The following is a 15282-nucleotide window of genomic DNA, read 5'->3' on the forward strand; positions in this document are numbered from 1 at the left end:
ACGCTACTTGCGAAAAATCCACCAGACAGAGCCGGCGACGAGGATCAGGCTGCCGCCGAGAGCCGAGACGAGTTCCATGCTTTGCTTTCCTTGATGGAGTTGGCAAGCTGGATCGCTCTCGGCGCCGATTCGCAGTTCAGGGCGGCGACCGGGTGAGAGACACTGCACTGCGCCACGATGTCGCGGGCACAACCTTCACACTGGCCACACTGGGTGGCCACGCCGAGTTCGAACTGGACTTCGTCGAAAGTCATGCCCGCGCGCACATGACGTGCGATTTCACGGTCAGAGACTCGGCGGCAGACGCAAACGATCATGGCGGTGAAAGCGGCAGTTGGCTGGCTGTTGGATGTGACTCATTATAAATAAGAATCCATCGCATTTGCAATCACTATGACTGACATGCCGCCGGACTTTGCAAGCCGGTGTTACACCTCGGCCCAGAGCCGCAAGAGGTTGTGATAGTGGCCGGTGAGCGCCACGGTTTCCTCGCATTCGCCCAGGCGGGCGCGCAGTTTCTGGATCGTCTGGTCGAGTTCGAACAGCATGCCGCGCTGGGCGTCGCTGCGCACCATGCTCTGCAGCCAGAAGAAGGAGCACACCCGCGCCCCGCGCGTGACCGGGTGCACGCGGTGCAGGCTGCTCGCCGGGTAGAGGATCAGGTCGCCGGCCGGCAGCTTGACCTCGTGCGAGCCGTAGGTGTCGATCACTTCCAGCTCGCCGCCGTCGTAATCCTCCGGATCGCTCAGGAAGAGGGTGCACGACAGGTCGGTGCGCAGCTGCTGGCTGCTGCCCGGCACCGCGCGCACCGAGCCGTCGACGTGCACGCCGTAGTGCTCGCCGCCCTCGTAGCGGTTGAACAGCGGCGGCACGAAACGCGCGGGCAGCGCGGCCGAGAAGAACAGCGCGTGGCGCGAGAGTGCCGCCAGGATGGTCGCGCCGAGTTCGCGCGAGACCGGCGAAGACTCCGGCAACTGGCGGTTGCGCTTCACCTGCGCGCCTTGGTCTCCCACGGTTTCGCGGCCGTCGACCCAGTGGGTGGCATCGAGCGCGGCGCGCATCTCGCGCACCTGGTCCGGGCTCAGCACGTCGGGCACATGCAGCATCATTTCGGTGAACTCCACAAGAAAAAAGCCCCGGCGCAGGCCGGGGCTCGAGTGTCGCACCGCGCCTGCCGCAGGGGCCGGCACGGAGGCGACGCGGTCGTCGGGATCAGAACGCGAAGTTCGCGGTGATCTTGGCCGAGCGAGGGAGGCCCGGCGTGTAGCGGTAGCCGCTCTTGTTGATGGCGGCGGCGTACTGCTTGTCGAACACGTTGGCGATGTTCAGCTGGATGTCGACGTTCTTGTTGATGCGGTACGACGCCATGGCATCGAACACCCAGTAGGAGTCGATGTACGCCGGCGTGCCCACCGCGCCGTCGGTGCCGCGGTGCAGCTTGCCGTTGTAGCGCGCGCCACCGCCGACCGTCAGGCCGAACGGGAACTGGTAGGTGGTCCAGGCCGTGAACGAGTTCTTCGGCGTGTAGGTCAGCACGTTGGTGCCGTCGGCCGTGACGTTGGGGCCGCTTTGCACCTTGGTGTCCATCGTCGTGAAGCCGGCGCTCATGCCCCAGCGTTCGGTGATGGTGCCCGCCACGCCCAGCTCGATGCCCTGCACGCGCTTCTTGCCGCTCTGGTAGTACAGCGCGGTGTTGGTCGGGTCCTGCACGACTTCGTTGCTCACGTCGGTGCGATAGACCGCGCCGGTCAGAGACAGCTTGTCGTCCAGCACATCCCACTTCGTGCCCACTTCGAAGGTCTTGGCCTTCTGCGGCAGGAAGTCGGTGCGCGCCGCGCTGCTGCCCGTGCCGGCGGCCGACAGCGAGAAGTTCGCGCCGCCCGGGGGCTGGGCCGAGGTGCCGTAGGCCGCATAGATGCTGCCGTTCTTCGCGGGCTTGTAGACCACGCCGATCTTGCCGGTGAACAGGTTGTCGGAGAGCTTGAGCGACGAGGGCACCAGCGTGCCGACCGGCAGGCCGGGGTTGGTCGCTGCGGTCGACAGCGTCGCGCTCTGGAACGAGGTGCTGTAGTGGTCGAAGCGCAGGCCGCCGGTGATCTGCCATTGCTCGTTGAGCTTGATGGTGTCGAAGGCGTAGAGGCCGACCGTGTTGGTCACGCCCTTGCTGTCGGCGCCGCTGAGCATGCGGTTGTAGCCGTTCACGTACGGGTTCGGCGCGTACAGGTTGGCCACGGGCCATGCGCCGTTCTGCACGACCTTGCCGTTGAACGTGGCGCCGGGGCTGAAGTAGCCCAGGCTCGACTGCTCTTCACGGATCAGCTCGACGCCCGCGCTGAGCGAGTGGCTCAGGCTGCCGGTGTTGAACTTGGCGGTCACGTTCGTCTGGTTGACGAAGATCGTGTTTTCCTGGTTCTTGTTGGTCGGCAGGTTGCGCGTGGTCGTCCAGGTCGACGGCAGGCCCGGGATCGGCGTGCTGAGGAACGCGGTGTTGCCCGAGGGCGGCGGGTTGCCGTTGGTGCCCAGGCCGCCGAGCATGAACGCCGTCAGCATGTAGTCCTGCTTCGTCTTGCCGTAGCGGGTCGTGTTGCGCAGCGTGACGTCGGGCGTGAAGTCGTGCTCCACGCGCGCTGTGAACATGTCGGCCGTCACCTTGTTGAAGTCGTAGGCGGTGCCGTAGAAGTTCTTCGGATCGACCGGTGCTGCGTAGTTCAGGAAGCTGCGGCGACGTGCGCCGAGAGCGACCGGATCGGGGTTCGAGTAGCTGGGCAGACCGATGGTCGGCACGCCGCCATCGGGCACGTTGTCCTGGTCGACGTGCAGGTAGTCGAAGTAGAAGCGCGTGGGCGAATTCAGGCCGAGCGCGATCGACGGTGCAATGGCCGTGCGCTTGTTCTTGACGAAGTCGCGGCCGGGCACGCCCGAGTCTTCCATCGCCGCATTCAGGCGGAAGGCGGCGCCGATGCCGTTGGCGCTGCTGAGTGACTTGTTCCAGTCGATGCTGCCGCGCTTGTAGTCGGCGCTGCCGAAACCGAGCGAGCCCAGGAAGCTGTCTTCGAGCTTCGGCTTCTTGGTGACGAGGTTGATGTAGCCGGTGGGCGAGGTGCGGCCCACGTCGGTGCCCGACGGGCCCTTCACGACTTCGACCTGCTCGATGTTGAACATGTCGCGCGAGACCGAGCCCAGGTCGCGGATGCCGTCCACGAAGATGCTGCTGGAGCTGTCGAAGCCGCGCATGAAGACGGCGTCGCCGGTGTTCGTGTTGCCGTTCTCGCCCAGGAAGAAGGTGCCGACGCCGGCGGTGTTGCGCAGCGCTTCGGTGAGCGTGGTCGCACCTTGTTCGCGAATGATCTGTTCCTTGATCACCTGGATGGTCTGCGGCGTGTTCACCAGCGGGGCCGTGAACTTCGGGTTGGCCGAGGTGTCGGTCTTGTAGTCGGCGGCGCTCGAATCCTGCACGCGGACTTCAGGCAGGGCCCGCCCGGTCTGGGCAAAGGCGGCGGGGGCTGCGATGGCCAGCAGCGTGGCTGCGGCGGCACCCGAAAGGTGAGGAACGGCGCGTGCGACGGCGTGTTTGCGGCTCTTGATATAGGCCATGTTGTTTTCTCCAGAAAGGGCGGGCGGGCAGAGCTCGACTGGCTGGGTCCGGGCGGCGCACTCTCGGGGAGAAAAAGGGCGGCAAGACTGGCTGGGTGAGCTGATTTGCGAAGGGTTTTTGCAAATCGATGCAAATGATATTGCTTCTCAATACCAAGGTGCTCAACTGGCCGCTTTTAACCAGAAAGTTTCGCCTGCTCCGTTGCCGGCGCGCAACTGACGAGGCCGCGCGGGCCGTTCAGTAGACGTCGCGGCGGTAGCGCCCGCTGGCCGATAGTTCGGCCCAGAGGTCGTCGCCGGCGATCTGCCGCAGCGCTGCGTCGACGCCCGATGCCATGCCCTGCAGGCTGCCGCAGACATAGACGGCGGCGCCATCGCGCAGCCAGGCTTGCAGCGTGTCGGCCACCTGCAGCAGGCGGTGCTGCACGTAGAAGCGCTCGGCCTGGTCGCGCGAGAACACCATGTCGAGCCGCGCGAGCGTGCCGTCGGCCTGCCAGGCTTCGATTTCCTGGCGGCAGAGGAAGTCGTGGGCGGACTGGCGCTCGCCGAACACCAGCCAGTTGTCCTTGCGGCCGGCCGCGGCGCGCGCGCGCAGGTGGGCGCGCAGGCCGGCCAGTCCGGTGCCGTTGCCGATCAGGATCAGCGGACGGTTCTCGTTGCCCTCCAGCCGGAAGCCGCGGTGCGGCCGCAGGCGCAGCGCCACGGAGTCGCCGACAGAAAGCGTCGAGGTGAGCAGGCCCGACGCGGCGCCCATCGAGCCGTCGGGATGCTGTTCCTGCCGCACGAGCAGCTGCAGTTCGCCGTCGGCGGGCAGGGAGGCGATCGAGTAGTCGCGCGGCCGCGCCGGGTCGCTTGCGATGGCGACCTGCACCAGGTCGCCCGATGCCCAGTGCGGCAGGGCGCCGGCTTGCGGCGTGAGTCCGAGATGGAAGACAGGTCCGCCCGTGCTGCCGGCGTTGAGCAGTTCGCGCCGCGTGAGCCGCCAGGGCACGAAGCTTGCCGGGGCGTCGTCGCCGCCCTCCGGCGTGTCGCCCCAGCGGGCGTGCCAATCGGCGAGCGCGGCGGGGTCGCTGTTGTCGACCTCGATGGGTTCGAAGTCGCGCACGGCGCCGGCCGTGTGGAGCCACGCATCGAGCGCGCGGCCGAAGCCGCAGAAGTGGGCGTACTGGCGGTCGCCGAGCGCAAGCACGGCGTAGCGCAGCGATGGCAGCGCCAGCGGCGCGCCCATCACGCGCTCGGCGAACACGCTGGCGCCGTCGGGTGCATCGCCTTCGCCGTAGGTGCTGGCCACGAAGAGGGCGCGGCGGGCCGAAGCCAGCGTGGCGCTGTCGAGGGCGTTGAGGGCCATCACGCGCACTGCGGTGCCCGCCGCGCGCAGCCGCCGCGCGGTCTGCCACGCGATGGTTTCCGCCTGGCCGGTCTGGCTGGCGAACAGCACGAGGGTGGGCGACGCCTGCGCGCCGTCACCGGCCGACAGGGCCGCGGCTTCGCGTGCGGCCGTGGCCTGCAGCCGTCGCTGGCGTGCGTAGATGCCCAGACACAGCGCGGCATAGGCCGTGACCGTCGCGCTGGCGCCCAGCGCACGCCACAGGGTCTCGGTCATGCGCCCGCCTGCGCCTGCCACGCGGGCGTGGCGCGCTCGGAGATCGATCCGTCGTCGGCGCGAGAGATGAACAGGGCCGCGATGTCGCGCTGCTGTGCGAAGGCCGGGCCCTCGTCGGGGCCGAGCACGGTCAGCACGGTGGCGAGTGCATCCGCTTGCATGCACTGCGGGTGCAGCACGGTGACGCTGGCCAGCGCATGCGCCACGGGCTCGCCGTCGCGCGGATCGATGGTGTGCGACCAGCTGCGGCCTTCGATGGCGCGCCGATGCCAGCGGTCGCCCGAGGTGGCCACGGCCATGTCGGCCAGGGCGATGCGTTGCGGGGTCGGCATCTCGGTGTCGACCTGCACCTGCCATGGCGCACCGCCCGGCCGCCGGCCGATGCCGCGCAGCTCGCCGCCGATTTCGAACAGCAGGTCGGTGAGACCGAGTGCGCGCAGCGCGTCGACGCCGTGGTCCACCGCGAAGCCCTTGGCGATGCCCGACAGGTCGAGCTGCACGCCGCCGGGTTGCAGCAGCGTGTGGTTGGCCTCATCGAAGGTCAGCCGTTGCCAGCCGACGTTCGAGTGGATCGCGGCCAGCGTGTCGGGTGAGGGCAGGGCGTTGTCCTGTGACGCTGCGGGGCCGAAGCCCCAGCGCGCCACCAGCGCACCGACCGTCGGATCGATCGCGCCGCCGCTGGCCTGCGCCCACGCGAGGGCGCACTGCATCACCTGTGCGAACTCCGCCGGCAGCGCATGGCGCGAACCGGCGGGCGCGGTGTTGAAGCGGCTGATGAGGGAGTCGGGTTCCCAATGGCTCATCTGGTCGATCACGCGCGCGAGCGCCGCTTCGACCGCCTCGCGCACCTGCGCGAGCGGCAGCATCCGCGGGTTGTCGAAGCGCAGCGACCAGGTCGTGCCCATCGTCTGTCCGCCGAGCTGCTGGATGCTGGCGGGATCGGCGGGACGGGGGAAGGCCGCGTTGGCGTAGCCGCCCGCGCGCCAGGTGCTGAAGGAAAGGCCCAAGGAAAAACGCAGGGTCAGGGCATCACTTCCAGGGTGGCCGCGTAGCTCAGGCGGCGTTCCTTGGCTTGCGGCACGGTGGTCTTGCTGTCCTTGGTGCTGGCGTCGAGCCAGTACATGCCGGCGCTTGGCCATGTCACGCTGAACTGGCCCTTGTCGTCGGTCTTGAGCTTGAGTTCGTCGAGCTTGTCGCGGTACTGGGTGTTGCCGGCGGTCACGGTCACTTCAAGGTCCTTGGCGGGCTTGCCGTCCAGATGCAGCGTGAAGGTGGCCTTTTCGCCCTTGGCCAGGTCGGTCGGGCTGCCGGCCGAGATCAGTTCCAGGCCCTGGCCGATGGGCTTGAGCGCCGAGGGCTTGCCGACGGTCACGAAGGTCTCGATGCGGCCGGCCGATTGGGTGATGGTCACGTCCTGCGCGTCGGCCGGGATTTCCTTGCCGATGGTTTCGGCCGTGCCGCGGGCGCGCTTGTTCTGGCCCGTGGCCTTGTCCTTCCAGGCGGCGAACGCGCCGTTGTTGACCACCGCGATGCGGTAGGTGCCCGGCTGCGCGACGTTCACGTCGAACACGTTGCGCAGCTTGAGCTTGGCTTCGGATTCCGGCTTGACCGTGCTGCCGTCGGGCGCGGTGATCTGCAGGCCGTCCAGGCGCAGCGGCGCGTGGTTGGCAACGAACAGGTCGTTCGACACGGCGGCGTCGACGCTCACGGTGTCGGCTTTCGACAGCACGGTGGTCGAGGGCAGCAGCCAGGCGTTGTGCGCCTGGGTCACGGAAGCAACGGCTGACAGGGCGAGGGCGAGGCCGGCGGCGCGCAGGGTGAAGCGGGTCATGGTGGTCCTTGGAATGAGCGGGTGGGCGGAGTGGGTGGCGGCGGCGTTCAGGGCTTGAGCTCGAGCTTGATCTCGCCGAGCTCTTCCTTGCCGGCAGCGACCGGTTGCGCAGCGGCGGTGGGCGGCCACTGGAACGGGATGGTCACGACCTCGCGGCCGCCGACTTCACGGGCGGCTTCCACCACCAGCTTGTAGGCGCCGGGGGCGAGCTTGGGCATCGCGCCCGAGCCTTCGGTGAAGCTCAGCTGGTGCTTGCCGGCGGGCTTGGAGGCGCCGGTGACGCCGTCGACCGGCACTGCCAGTTCACGGCCGCCGCGGCGCCACCACTGGCGCATGTCCTTGAGCCACTTGGTGCCTTCGCCTTCGGGGTTGTTGGTCTTGGTGCGCACGTCGTACCAGACGGCCAGCGTGCCGGCCATCGTGCTGTCGGCGCGTTCGATCCAGGTCGCCACGTAGGGGCGGTGGTACTCCGACACATTGAGCCGGGGAATCTCGATGTTGACCGACAGGCCGGCGGCAAGGGCCGGGGCCGCGAACAGCGCCGACATGGCGATCGGTGCGAGCGAGTAGCGAAGGTGCACGGGAAAACCTCTTTCTTCCTGAATCAGCAAAGACGACGCACCGGCCGATCCGTCGATCGGATCGGTCAGTGAATGAACAGCAACGCGAGCAGCACGGGCACCACCAGCCCCATGCCCACCATGGGCCAGGTGAAGGGGCGGTTACCTGCGTGCATCTTGAGAATGAACAGCCCGGTGACCGAGAAGACCAGCGTGGCGGCCGCGAAGATGTCGATGAACCAGCTCCAGGCCGTGCCGGTGTTGCGGCCCTTATGCAGGTCGTTGAAGTAGGAGAGCCAGCCGCGGTCGGTGCGCTCGTATTCGACCTCGCCCTCGGGCAGGCTCAGGCGCAACCAAGCGTCGCCGCCGGGGCGGGGGAGCGAGAGGTAGATTTCGTCGTCGGACCACTCGGCCTCGCGGCCGGCGGTGTCGATGTCCCACTGCTTGCGCAGCCAGGTTTGCAGCTCGGCAGGCAGCGGGGCCTTGCCCTGCTGGGCCTTGGCGGCCGGCAGCTGCTGTTCGAGGCGGGCGCGCAAGGCGTCGTCGACCGTGCCGTTGTGCGTGGTGACCACCGGCTTGGCCTCGATCTGGCCCGCGTGGTTGAGCGTGAAGCCCGTGACGCTGAACAGGATCATCCCGACGAGACAGATGGCGGAACTGACCCAATGCCACTCGTGGAGGGTCTTGAGCCAATAGGCGCGGCGGCGGTTGTCGGAACGGGCGGGGGCAGTCATTGAAAGCGCGAATTGTAGTCGCGCGAATGAGAATGACTGCTATTCAGTGGCTATGAAGTTAAGTAAAGAGCAATAAAAAACGGGGCCGAAGCCCCGTTTGTTTGCAATGCCGTGGCGGCGCTGCGTTGTGCTTACTCGAGCTCTCCCACCTGCAACTGCAGGTAGTTCTGCAGGCCGACGCGGTCGATCAGGTCGATCTGCGTCTCGAGGAAGTCGATGTGCTCCTCGGTGTCGTCCAGGATCTCTTGCAGCAGGTCGCGCGAGACATAGTCGCGCACCGATTCGCAATGCGCGATGCCGTCCTTGATGGTCGCTTGCGCGCCGGTTTCGGCGCCGAGGTCGCAGCGCAGCAGTTCGGGCACGTCTTCGCCGATGTTCAGCTTGCCCAGGTCCTGCAGGTTGGGCAGGCCGTCGAGCATGAAGATGCGGTCCATGAGCTTGTCGGCGTGCTTCATCTCGCCGATGGATTCCTCGTATTCCTTCTTTGCCAGCTTGTCCAGGCCCCAGTGCTTGAGCATGCGGTAGTGGAGGAAGTACTGGTTGATGGCAGTCAGCTCGTTCTTGAGCTGCGCCTGCAGGTGTTCGATGACTTTGGGGTCGCCCTTCATGATTATTTTCCTTGTTCTGAAAGCGGTGATTGTCGGAGGGGCGAACACACGCTTGCAAGCAAACCCATGCTGCGCCGGTCTGCATGCGTGTGATGGTGATACACGTTCGTATTGACCTGGCGCAAGGCGACGCGCGAGGCGATGGCAAACATAGCGGGTTCCAATACTTTCAATAGTTGATATCTATCAAAAATGATATATTGGTAGTTATACTCATGGCTCCCGCTTATTTTTCCAACCGCAGCATCCAAGGAATCACATGTCCCTGATCAACACCGCAGTCCAACCTTTCAAGACCCAGGCTTACCTCAACGGCAAGTTCATCGATGTGTCCGACGAGACGCTCAAGGGCAAGTGGTCTGTGCTGATCTTCATGCCGGCGGCCTTCACCTTCAACTGCCCGACCGAAGTCGAAGACGCGGCCGACCACTACCCCGAGTTCCAGAAGCTGGGTGCCGAGGTCTACATCGTGACCACCGACACGCACTTCTCGCACAAGGTCTGGCACGACACGTCGCCGGCTGTCGGCAAGGCCAAGTTCCCCCTGGTGGGCGACCCGACCCACACGCTGACCAACGCGTTCGGCGTGCACATCCCCGAAGAAGGCCTGGCACTGCGCGGCACCTTCGTGATCAACCCCGACGGTGTCATCAAGACCGCCGAAGTGCACTCCAATGAGATCGCCCGCGACGTGAAGGAAACCCTGCGCAAGCTCAAGGCCGCGGTCTACACCGCCGAGCACCCGAACGAAGTCTGCCCGGCCAAGTGGAATGACGGTGACAAGACCATCGCTCCGTCGTTCGACCTCGTCGGCAAGATCTAAGCGCCCCGCACAAAGCCCGGGCGCTCACGAGGCCCCGGGCTTTTTTGTCCCCAGTTGATAGTTTCCAGTTATCGAAAGAGAGTCCGCCATGCTTGACGCCAGCACCAAAGCCCAATTGAAGAGTTACCTCGAACGCGCCACGCAGCCGATCGAGATCGTTGCCTCGCTCGACGACAGCAAGGCTTCGGGCGAAATGCTGTCGCTGCTGAAGGACGTTGCCGAAGTCTCGCCGCTGGTCACGCTGACCGAAAGCCGTGACGACAACCACCGCAAGCCCTCGTTCTCGGTCAACCGCCCGAGCGAAAACCACGGGCCGCGCTTTGCCGGCCTGCCGATGGGCCATGAATTCACGTCGCTGATCCTTGCGCTGTTGCAGATCGGCGGCTACCCCCCGAAGGTCGAGCAGGCCGTGCTCGACCAGATCAAGGCGCTCGACGGCGACTTCGAGTTCGAAATCTACGTCTCGCTCACCTGCCACAACTGCCCCGACGTGGTCCAGGCTCTGAATCTGATGGCGATCCAGAACCCGCGCATCCGCACCACGATGATCGAGGGCGGCACCTTCCAGGATGAAGTGAAGGAACGCCAGATCATGGCTGTGCCGACCGTGTTCCTGAACGGCACCGAGTTCGGCCAGGGCCGCATGAGCCTGGAAGAAATCCTCGCCAAGATCGACACCAGCGGCGTCGAGCGCGAAGCCGCCAAGATCGCTGCCAAGGATGCGTTCGACGTGCTGATCGTCGGCGGCGGCCCCGCCGGTGCCGCAGCCGCCGTGTACGCCGCGCGCAAGGGCATCCGCACGGGCGTTGCCTCGGAACGTTTCGGCGGCCAGGTGCTCGACACGCTGGGCATCGAGAACTTCATCTCGATCAAGGAAACCGAAGGACCGAAGTTCGCCCACGCACTCGAAGAGCATGTGCGCGACTACGACGTCGACATCATGAATCTGCAGCGCGCCAAGGCGCTGGTGCCGGGCAAGGACCTCATCGAGGTGCAGCTCGAAAGCGGCGCGTCGCTCAGGAGCAAGACGGTCATCATTTCGACCGGTGCCCGCTGGCGCAACATCAACGTGCCCGGCGAGCACGAGTTCAAGAACAAGGGCGTAGCCTACTGCCCGCACTGCGATGGTCCGCTGTTCAAGGGCAAGCGCGTGGCGGTGATCGGCGGCGGCAACTCGGGCGTCGAGGCGGCCATCGACCTGGCCGGCATCGTCGGCCACGTGACGCTGATCGAGTTCGACACGCAACTGCGCGCCGACGCCGTGCTGCAGCGCAAGCTCAAGAGCCTGAAGAACGTCGACATCTTCACCAACGCGCAGACCACCGAGATCACCGGCGACCAGAAGGTCAACGGGCTGGTCTACAAGGACCGCGCATCGGGCGAGTTGAAGAAGGTCGAACTCGAAGGCGTGTTCATCCAGATCGGCTTGGTGCCCAACACCGACTGGCTCAAGGGCACGGTCGAACTCACGAAGCACGGCGAGATCGTTGTCGACGCGCGCGGCCAGACCTCGGTGCCCGGCGTGTTCGCGGCGGGTGACGTCACCACGGTGCCGTTCAAGCAGATCATCATCGCGGCCGGCGACGGCGCGAAGGCGGCGCTCGGTGCGTTCGACCACCTGATCCGTACGACGGCCCCTGCGTGAGTAAGTCTTAAGTGCCTGAAGTTGTGAAGATGAGAATTATTCTCATACAATAAAAACACGGGCACACCGCTGCCCCTCATTGCCAGCCAGGTCACTCGCGCAAGCCTTTGCGCCTCAAGGTCCAGCAAGCAGTTCTTCAACTGTTTTCTGGACCTTTTTCGTGGCCGCTCATTTCCCTCGACCGTCTTCCCATCGACCCGCGCTGCTGCCCTGGCTGATCGCCTCTGCCTTCGGCATGGCCGCCGCGCCTGCGTGGTCCCAGCAACTCGCGGCGCTCGGCGAAGTGGTGGTGAGCGGATCGCGCTCGGAGCAGGCCAGGGACGACCTGCCGTTGAGCATCGAGGTCATCAATCGCCAGGACATCGAGAGCAAGCAGATCCACGACATCCGCGATGCCGTGCGCGACCTGCCCAACGTGTCGGTCAAGCGTTCGCCGGCGCGCTTCGGGTTGGCGCAGGGCAACACCGGGCGCGACAGCAACGCGGGCTTCAACATCCGCGGCCTCGACGGCAACCGCGTGCTGCTGCTGACTGACGGCATCCGCACGCCGCGCAGCTACGTGTTCAGCGCCAATGCGTTCGGGCGCGACTACTTCGACATCAGCCTCGTCGAGCGCATCGAGATCATCAAGGGCCCGGCCTCGGCGCTGTACGGCTCGGACGGCCTGGCCGGGCTGGTCAACTTCATCACCCGCGAGCCCTCGTCCTTCCTGCGCGATGGCAAGACCTTCGGCGGCAGCGCGAACATCGGCTACAGCGGCGAAGACAACGGCGTGCGCGGCGGCGTCACGCTGGCGGGCAAGGCGAACGACGTGCTCGAATGGCTGGTGTCCGCCAACCTCGGGCGCGCCAGCGAACTCGAGAACCGGGGCTCGCTCAACGTGCCCAATCTCGACCGCACCACGCCCAACCCGCAGCGCGACCAGACCCGCTCGCTGCTGGCCAAGGCCATCCTCACGCCCAACGCCGACCAGCGTCACGCCTTCACTTTCGAGCACGTCGAGAAGAGCAGCCGCTACAACCTGCTGTCGGGCGTGGCCAAGCCGCCGTATGCGTCCACCTCGGTGATCGGCCTCAACGCCAAGACCGACCTCGACCGCGACCGCCTCACCTACGAAGGCCGGTTGCGCCTGAACAGCGCGGTGGCCGACAACCTGCTCGCTGTCGTGAGCTACCAGAAGGCCGGCTCGCGCGAGTACATCTACGAAGACCGCTTCACCGCGGCCGACCGCACGCGCGATGTCACCTACGACGAGAACACCTGGCAGTTCGGCCTGCAGGCCGACAAGACGATCCGCATGGGCAGCTGGGCGCAGAAGATCACCTACGGCCTGGACTACACGCGCACCAATGTCGAGAACCTGCAGACCGGCCTCGTGCCGCCGGCCGGCGAGAGCTACCCGCTCAAGCGCTTTCCCGACACGCGCGAAACCTCGACCGCCTTCTACGTGCAGGACGAGTTCATCCACGACCGCTGGAGCATCACGCCCGGCATCCGCTTCGACCGCTTCTCGCTCGACGCGAAGCAGGCGGGCTTCAACGCGCAGGCCGTGTCGCTGTCGGGCTCGGCCGTGTCGCCCAAGCTGGGCGTGCTGTTCCGCGCCACGCCCCAGTTCAGCGTGTACGGCAACTACGCCTCGGGTTTCAAGGCGCCCAATGCGTTCCAGGTGAATAACTTCTTCGAGAACGTGATCTCGGGCTACAAGACGATCCCGAACCCCAACCTCAAGCCCGAGAAGAGCCAGAACATCGAGCTGGGCGTGCGCGGGCGCACCGGCCTCCTGAGCTTCGACGTGGCCGCCTTCACCGGCGACTACAAGGACCTCATCGAGAACGACAAGCTCGTGGGCGGGCGGGGCATTCCGCGCATCGACCCGCTGATCTACCAGACCGTCAACGTCGGGCGCGCGCGCATCAGCGGCTTCGAGATCAAGGGCGAGCTCGATTTCACCGAGAACGGCAACGGCTTCTCCGTGCCCTTCGCCTACGGCCGCACGCAGGGCCGCGACCGCACCAACAACCGGCCGCTCAACTCGATCGATCCGCAGAAGTTCAGCGCCGGACTCAAGTACCAGGCGCCGGCCTGGAGCGTGCGCCTCGATGCGGTTCATCATGGCGCCAAGGAGTGGGAAGACGTCGATCGCAGCGAAGTGACCACGGGCCTGCAGTTCCGCACGCCGGCGGCCACCACGCTGGACATCAGCGCGCAGTGGCGCATCCGCAAGGACCTGCGCCTGAACGCGTCGGTGACCAACCTCACCAACAAGCGCTACTGGATGTGGAGCGATGTGCGCGGCGTGACGACCACCTCGGCCATCCGCGACGCCTACACCCAGCCGGGCCGCAGCTTCAACGTCTCGCTCGTGGCGGACTTCTGACGCGCGCCGCCACTTCTCTCCAAACAAAGGACACCCGATGAATGCCGAAGACATCCGCACCCGTTTTGCCGAACTGCGCGCCAAGGGCATGCGCCACAAGGACGCGGCCGCGGCCATGGGCCTGAGCGAAGGCGCTGCCATTGCGGCGCACACCGGCGCGCACGACAAGGCGCTGCGCGCCACGCGGCTGAAGGGCCCGTGGGTCGAGCTGCTGCAAGCCTTGGAGCTGTGTGGCCCCGTGCTGGCGCTCACCCGCAACGAGACCACGGTGCACGAGAAGACCGGCGTCTACGAGAAGGTGTCCGGCAGCGACGCGATGGGGCTCGCGCTGGGCGAGGTCATCGACCTGCGCCTGTTCTTCAGCCGCTGGCATGCAGGGTTCGCGGTCAGCGAGGCGGCGGCCAATGCCGGCGTGCCGCCGTCGCTGAGCCTGCAGTTCTTCAGCCCGCAGGGCGTGGCAGTGCACAAGATCTTCGTGCGCGATGCGACCGACCACGATGCGTTCCAGTCGGTCATCGACACCTACACCGCCGCACCCGACGCACCGGTGCAGTTCGTGCCCGCCGAGAAGAAGGCGGCGCCACGCGACGACGGCGCTATCGATGCGGTCGCACTGGCCGACGCCTGGCGCGGCATGCAGGACACGCACGAATTCTTCGGCCTGCTCAACAAGTTCGACGTGGAGCGCCAGCAGAGCTTTCGCCTCACCGAGGGCGAGTTCACGCAGCGGGCCGAGACTGGCGCGGTGCGCGAGCTGCTGCTCGAGGCTTCGTTCGACGGCACGCCGATCATGGTGTTCGTCGGCAGCCCCGGCTGCATCCAGATCCACTCGGGGCCGGTCGTGCGCATCGAGCCGATGGAGATGCATGGCATGCAGTGGCTCAACGTGCTCGACCCCGGCTTCAACCTGCACCTGCGCGAAGACCGCATCGCGAGCGTGTGGATCGTCCAGAAGCCGACCAGCGACGGCATCGTGACCTCGGTCGAGGCTTTCGATGGCGAGGGCGAGTTGATGGCGATGTTCTTCGGTGCGCGCAAGCCGGGCGTGCCCGAGCGCGCGGAGTGGCGCCAGATCGTGGCCAAGCTCTCGCGCCTGGCCACCTCGGAAGCGCCAGCGCGATGAGTGCTGACACCTTTCCGGGCGTGGTCGAGATCAAGGCCTTCGTGCCGGCGAAGGACTTCGCGCTCTCCATTGCCTTCTACCAGGACCTGGGCTTCACGCTGGCCTCGAACGAGGACGGCATTGCTTACTTCTTCTGTGGCGAGAGCAGCTTCCTGCTGCAGGACTTCTACGTCCAGACCCATGCAGAGAATTTCATGATGCATCTGCTCGTCGATGACGCGCTGGCCTGGTGGGACCGCGTGCAGGCGCAGCGGCTGACCGAACGCTACGCAGTGCAGACCACGCCGCCCGCCGAGCGCCCGTGGGGCATGGTCGATTTCACGCTGACCGACCCGACCGGCGTGCTCTGGCGCATCGCGCACAACATTCCCCGGCGCGGCTGAC

15 protein-coding genes are annotated in these 15282 nt (G+C 66.2%); 6 read left to right on the forward strand and 9 right to left on the reverse strand.

Features of this window, described 5'->3' with window-relative positions; all coding sequences use genetic code 11:
• Positions 1-44: 44 nt before the first annotated feature.
• The 3 genes from AC1RGU_RS05290 to AC1RGU_RS05300 form a co-directional block, all read right to left on the reverse strand.
• The gene (locus tag AC1RGU_RS05290) at positions 45-317 is read right to left on the reverse strand and encodes a (2Fe-2S)-binding protein (RefSeq protein WP_062473051.1); all 273 of its coding nucleotides are present in this window, start codon (positions 315-317) and stop codon (positions 45-47) included.
• Positions 318-428: 111 nt separating this feature from the next.
• A complete protein-coding gene (locus AC1RGU_RS05295; RefSeq protein WP_070059743.1) occupies positions 429-1109 on the reverse strand; it encodes a Fe2+-dependent dioxygenase in 681 nt (226 codons plus the stop codon).
• 103 nt (positions 1110-1212) lie between these two features.
• Positions 1213-3594, reverse strand: a complete 2382-nt coding sequence (locus tag AC1RGU_RS05300; RefSeq protein ID WP_492695217.1) for a catecholate siderophore receptor Fiu — start codon at positions 3592-3594, stop codon at positions 1213-1215.
• Between AC1RGU_RS05300 and AC1RGU_RS05305 the strand changes: the two genes are divergently transcribed.
• On the forward strand, positions 3593-3814 hold the full coding sequence (locus AC1RGU_RS05305; protein ID WP_139140281.1) for a hypothetical protein: 222 nt from the start codon (positions 3593-3595) through the stop codon (positions 3812-3814). The genes AC1RGU_RS05300 and AC1RGU_RS05305 overlap by 2 nt on opposite strands.
• Positions 3815-3832: 18 nt before the next feature.
• On the opposite strand, the gene AC1RGU_RS05310 is transcribed toward AC1RGU_RS05305, so the two are convergent.
• The 6 genes from AC1RGU_RS05310 to bfr all read right to left on the reverse strand — a co-directional run bounded on the left by AC1RGU_RS05310 (position 3833) and on the right by bfr (position 8930).
• Entirely contained in the window at positions 3833-5197 is a 1365-nt protein-coding gene (locus AC1RGU_RS05310) for a sulfite reductase subunit alpha (protein ID WP_492695219.1), read from the reverse strand.
• The gene (locus tag AC1RGU_RS05315; protein WP_492695221.1) at positions 5194-6204 is read right to left on the reverse strand and encodes an FAD:protein FMN transferase; all 1011 of its coding nucleotides are present in this window, start codon (positions 6202-6204) and stop codon (positions 5194-5196) included. The genes AC1RGU_RS05310 and AC1RGU_RS05315 overlap by 4 nt, the downstream gene beginning before the upstream one ends.
• Before the next feature lie 14 nt (positions 6205-6218).
• Positions 6219-7028 (reverse strand): DUF4198 domain-containing protein, encoded by an 810-nt coding sequence (locus AC1RGU_RS05320; RefSeq protein WP_492695223.1) that lies wholly within the window; start codon positions 7026-7028, stop codon positions 6219-6221.
• 47 nt (positions 7029-7075) lie between these two features.
• On the reverse strand, positions 7076-7576 hold the full coding sequence (locus AC1RGU_RS05325) for a DUF2271 domain-containing protein (protein ID WP_492696443.1): 501 nt from the start codon (positions 7574-7576) through the stop codon (positions 7076-7078).
• A 98-nt stretch (positions 7577-7674) separates the two neighbouring features.
• On the reverse strand, positions 7675-8322 hold the full coding sequence (locus AC1RGU_RS05330; RefSeq protein WP_447743029.1) for a PepSY-associated TM helix domain-containing protein: 648 nt from the start codon (positions 8320-8322) through the stop codon (positions 7675-7677).
• Between the two features lie 131 nt (positions 8323-8453).
• Positions 8454-8930, reverse strand: coding sequence for a bacterioferritin (gene bfr / locus AC1RGU_RS05335; RefSeq protein ID WP_062473038.1), 477 nt, complete (start codon positions 8928-8930; stop codon positions 8454-8456).
• Between the two features lie 259 nt (positions 8931-9189).
• Here bfr and ahpC point away from each other — a divergent pair, with 259 nt between their 5' ends.
• From ahpC to AC1RGU_RS05360, 5 genes are all read left to right on the forward strand, one after another.
• On the forward strand, positions 9190-9753 hold the full coding sequence (gene ahpC, locus AC1RGU_RS05340) for an alkyl hydroperoxide reductase subunit C (protein WP_070059611.1): 564 nt from the start codon (positions 9190-9192) through the stop codon (positions 9751-9753).
• A gap of 88 nt (positions 9754-9841) precedes the next feature.
• The gene (gene ahpF / locus AC1RGU_RS05345; protein WP_492695226.1) at positions 9842-11398 is read left to right on the forward strand and encodes an alkyl hydroperoxide reductase subunit F; all 1557 of its coding nucleotides are present in this window, start codon (positions 9842-9844) and stop codon (positions 11396-11398) included.
• A 160-nt stretch (positions 11399-11558) separates the two neighbouring features.
• Positions 11559-13775: a TonB-dependent hemoglobin/transferrin/lactoferrin family receptor gene (locus AC1RGU_RS05350; protein WP_492695228.1), complete on the forward strand. Its 2217-nt coding sequence runs from the start codon at positions 11559-11561 to the stop codon at positions 13773-13775.
• Positions 13776-13812: 37 nt separating this feature from the next.
• Positions 13813-14898 carry a hemin-degrading factor gene (locus tag AC1RGU_RS05355; RefSeq protein WP_492695230.1) on the forward strand — a complete coding sequence of 362 codons (1086 nt, stop codon included), beginning with the start codon at positions 13813-13815 and terminating at the stop codon, positions 14896-14898.
• Positions 14895-15281: a VOC family protein gene (locus AC1RGU_RS05360; protein ID WP_354347170.1), complete on the forward strand. Its 387-nt coding sequence runs from the start codon at positions 14895-14897 to the stop codon at positions 15279-15281. Before AC1RGU_RS05355 ends, AC1RGU_RS05360 begins: the two co-directional genes overlap by 4 nt.
• Position 15282: the final 1 nt, after the last annotated feature.

The sequence above is a fragment of the Variovorax sp. GW823-FHT02B07 genome, assembly GCF_058797695.1.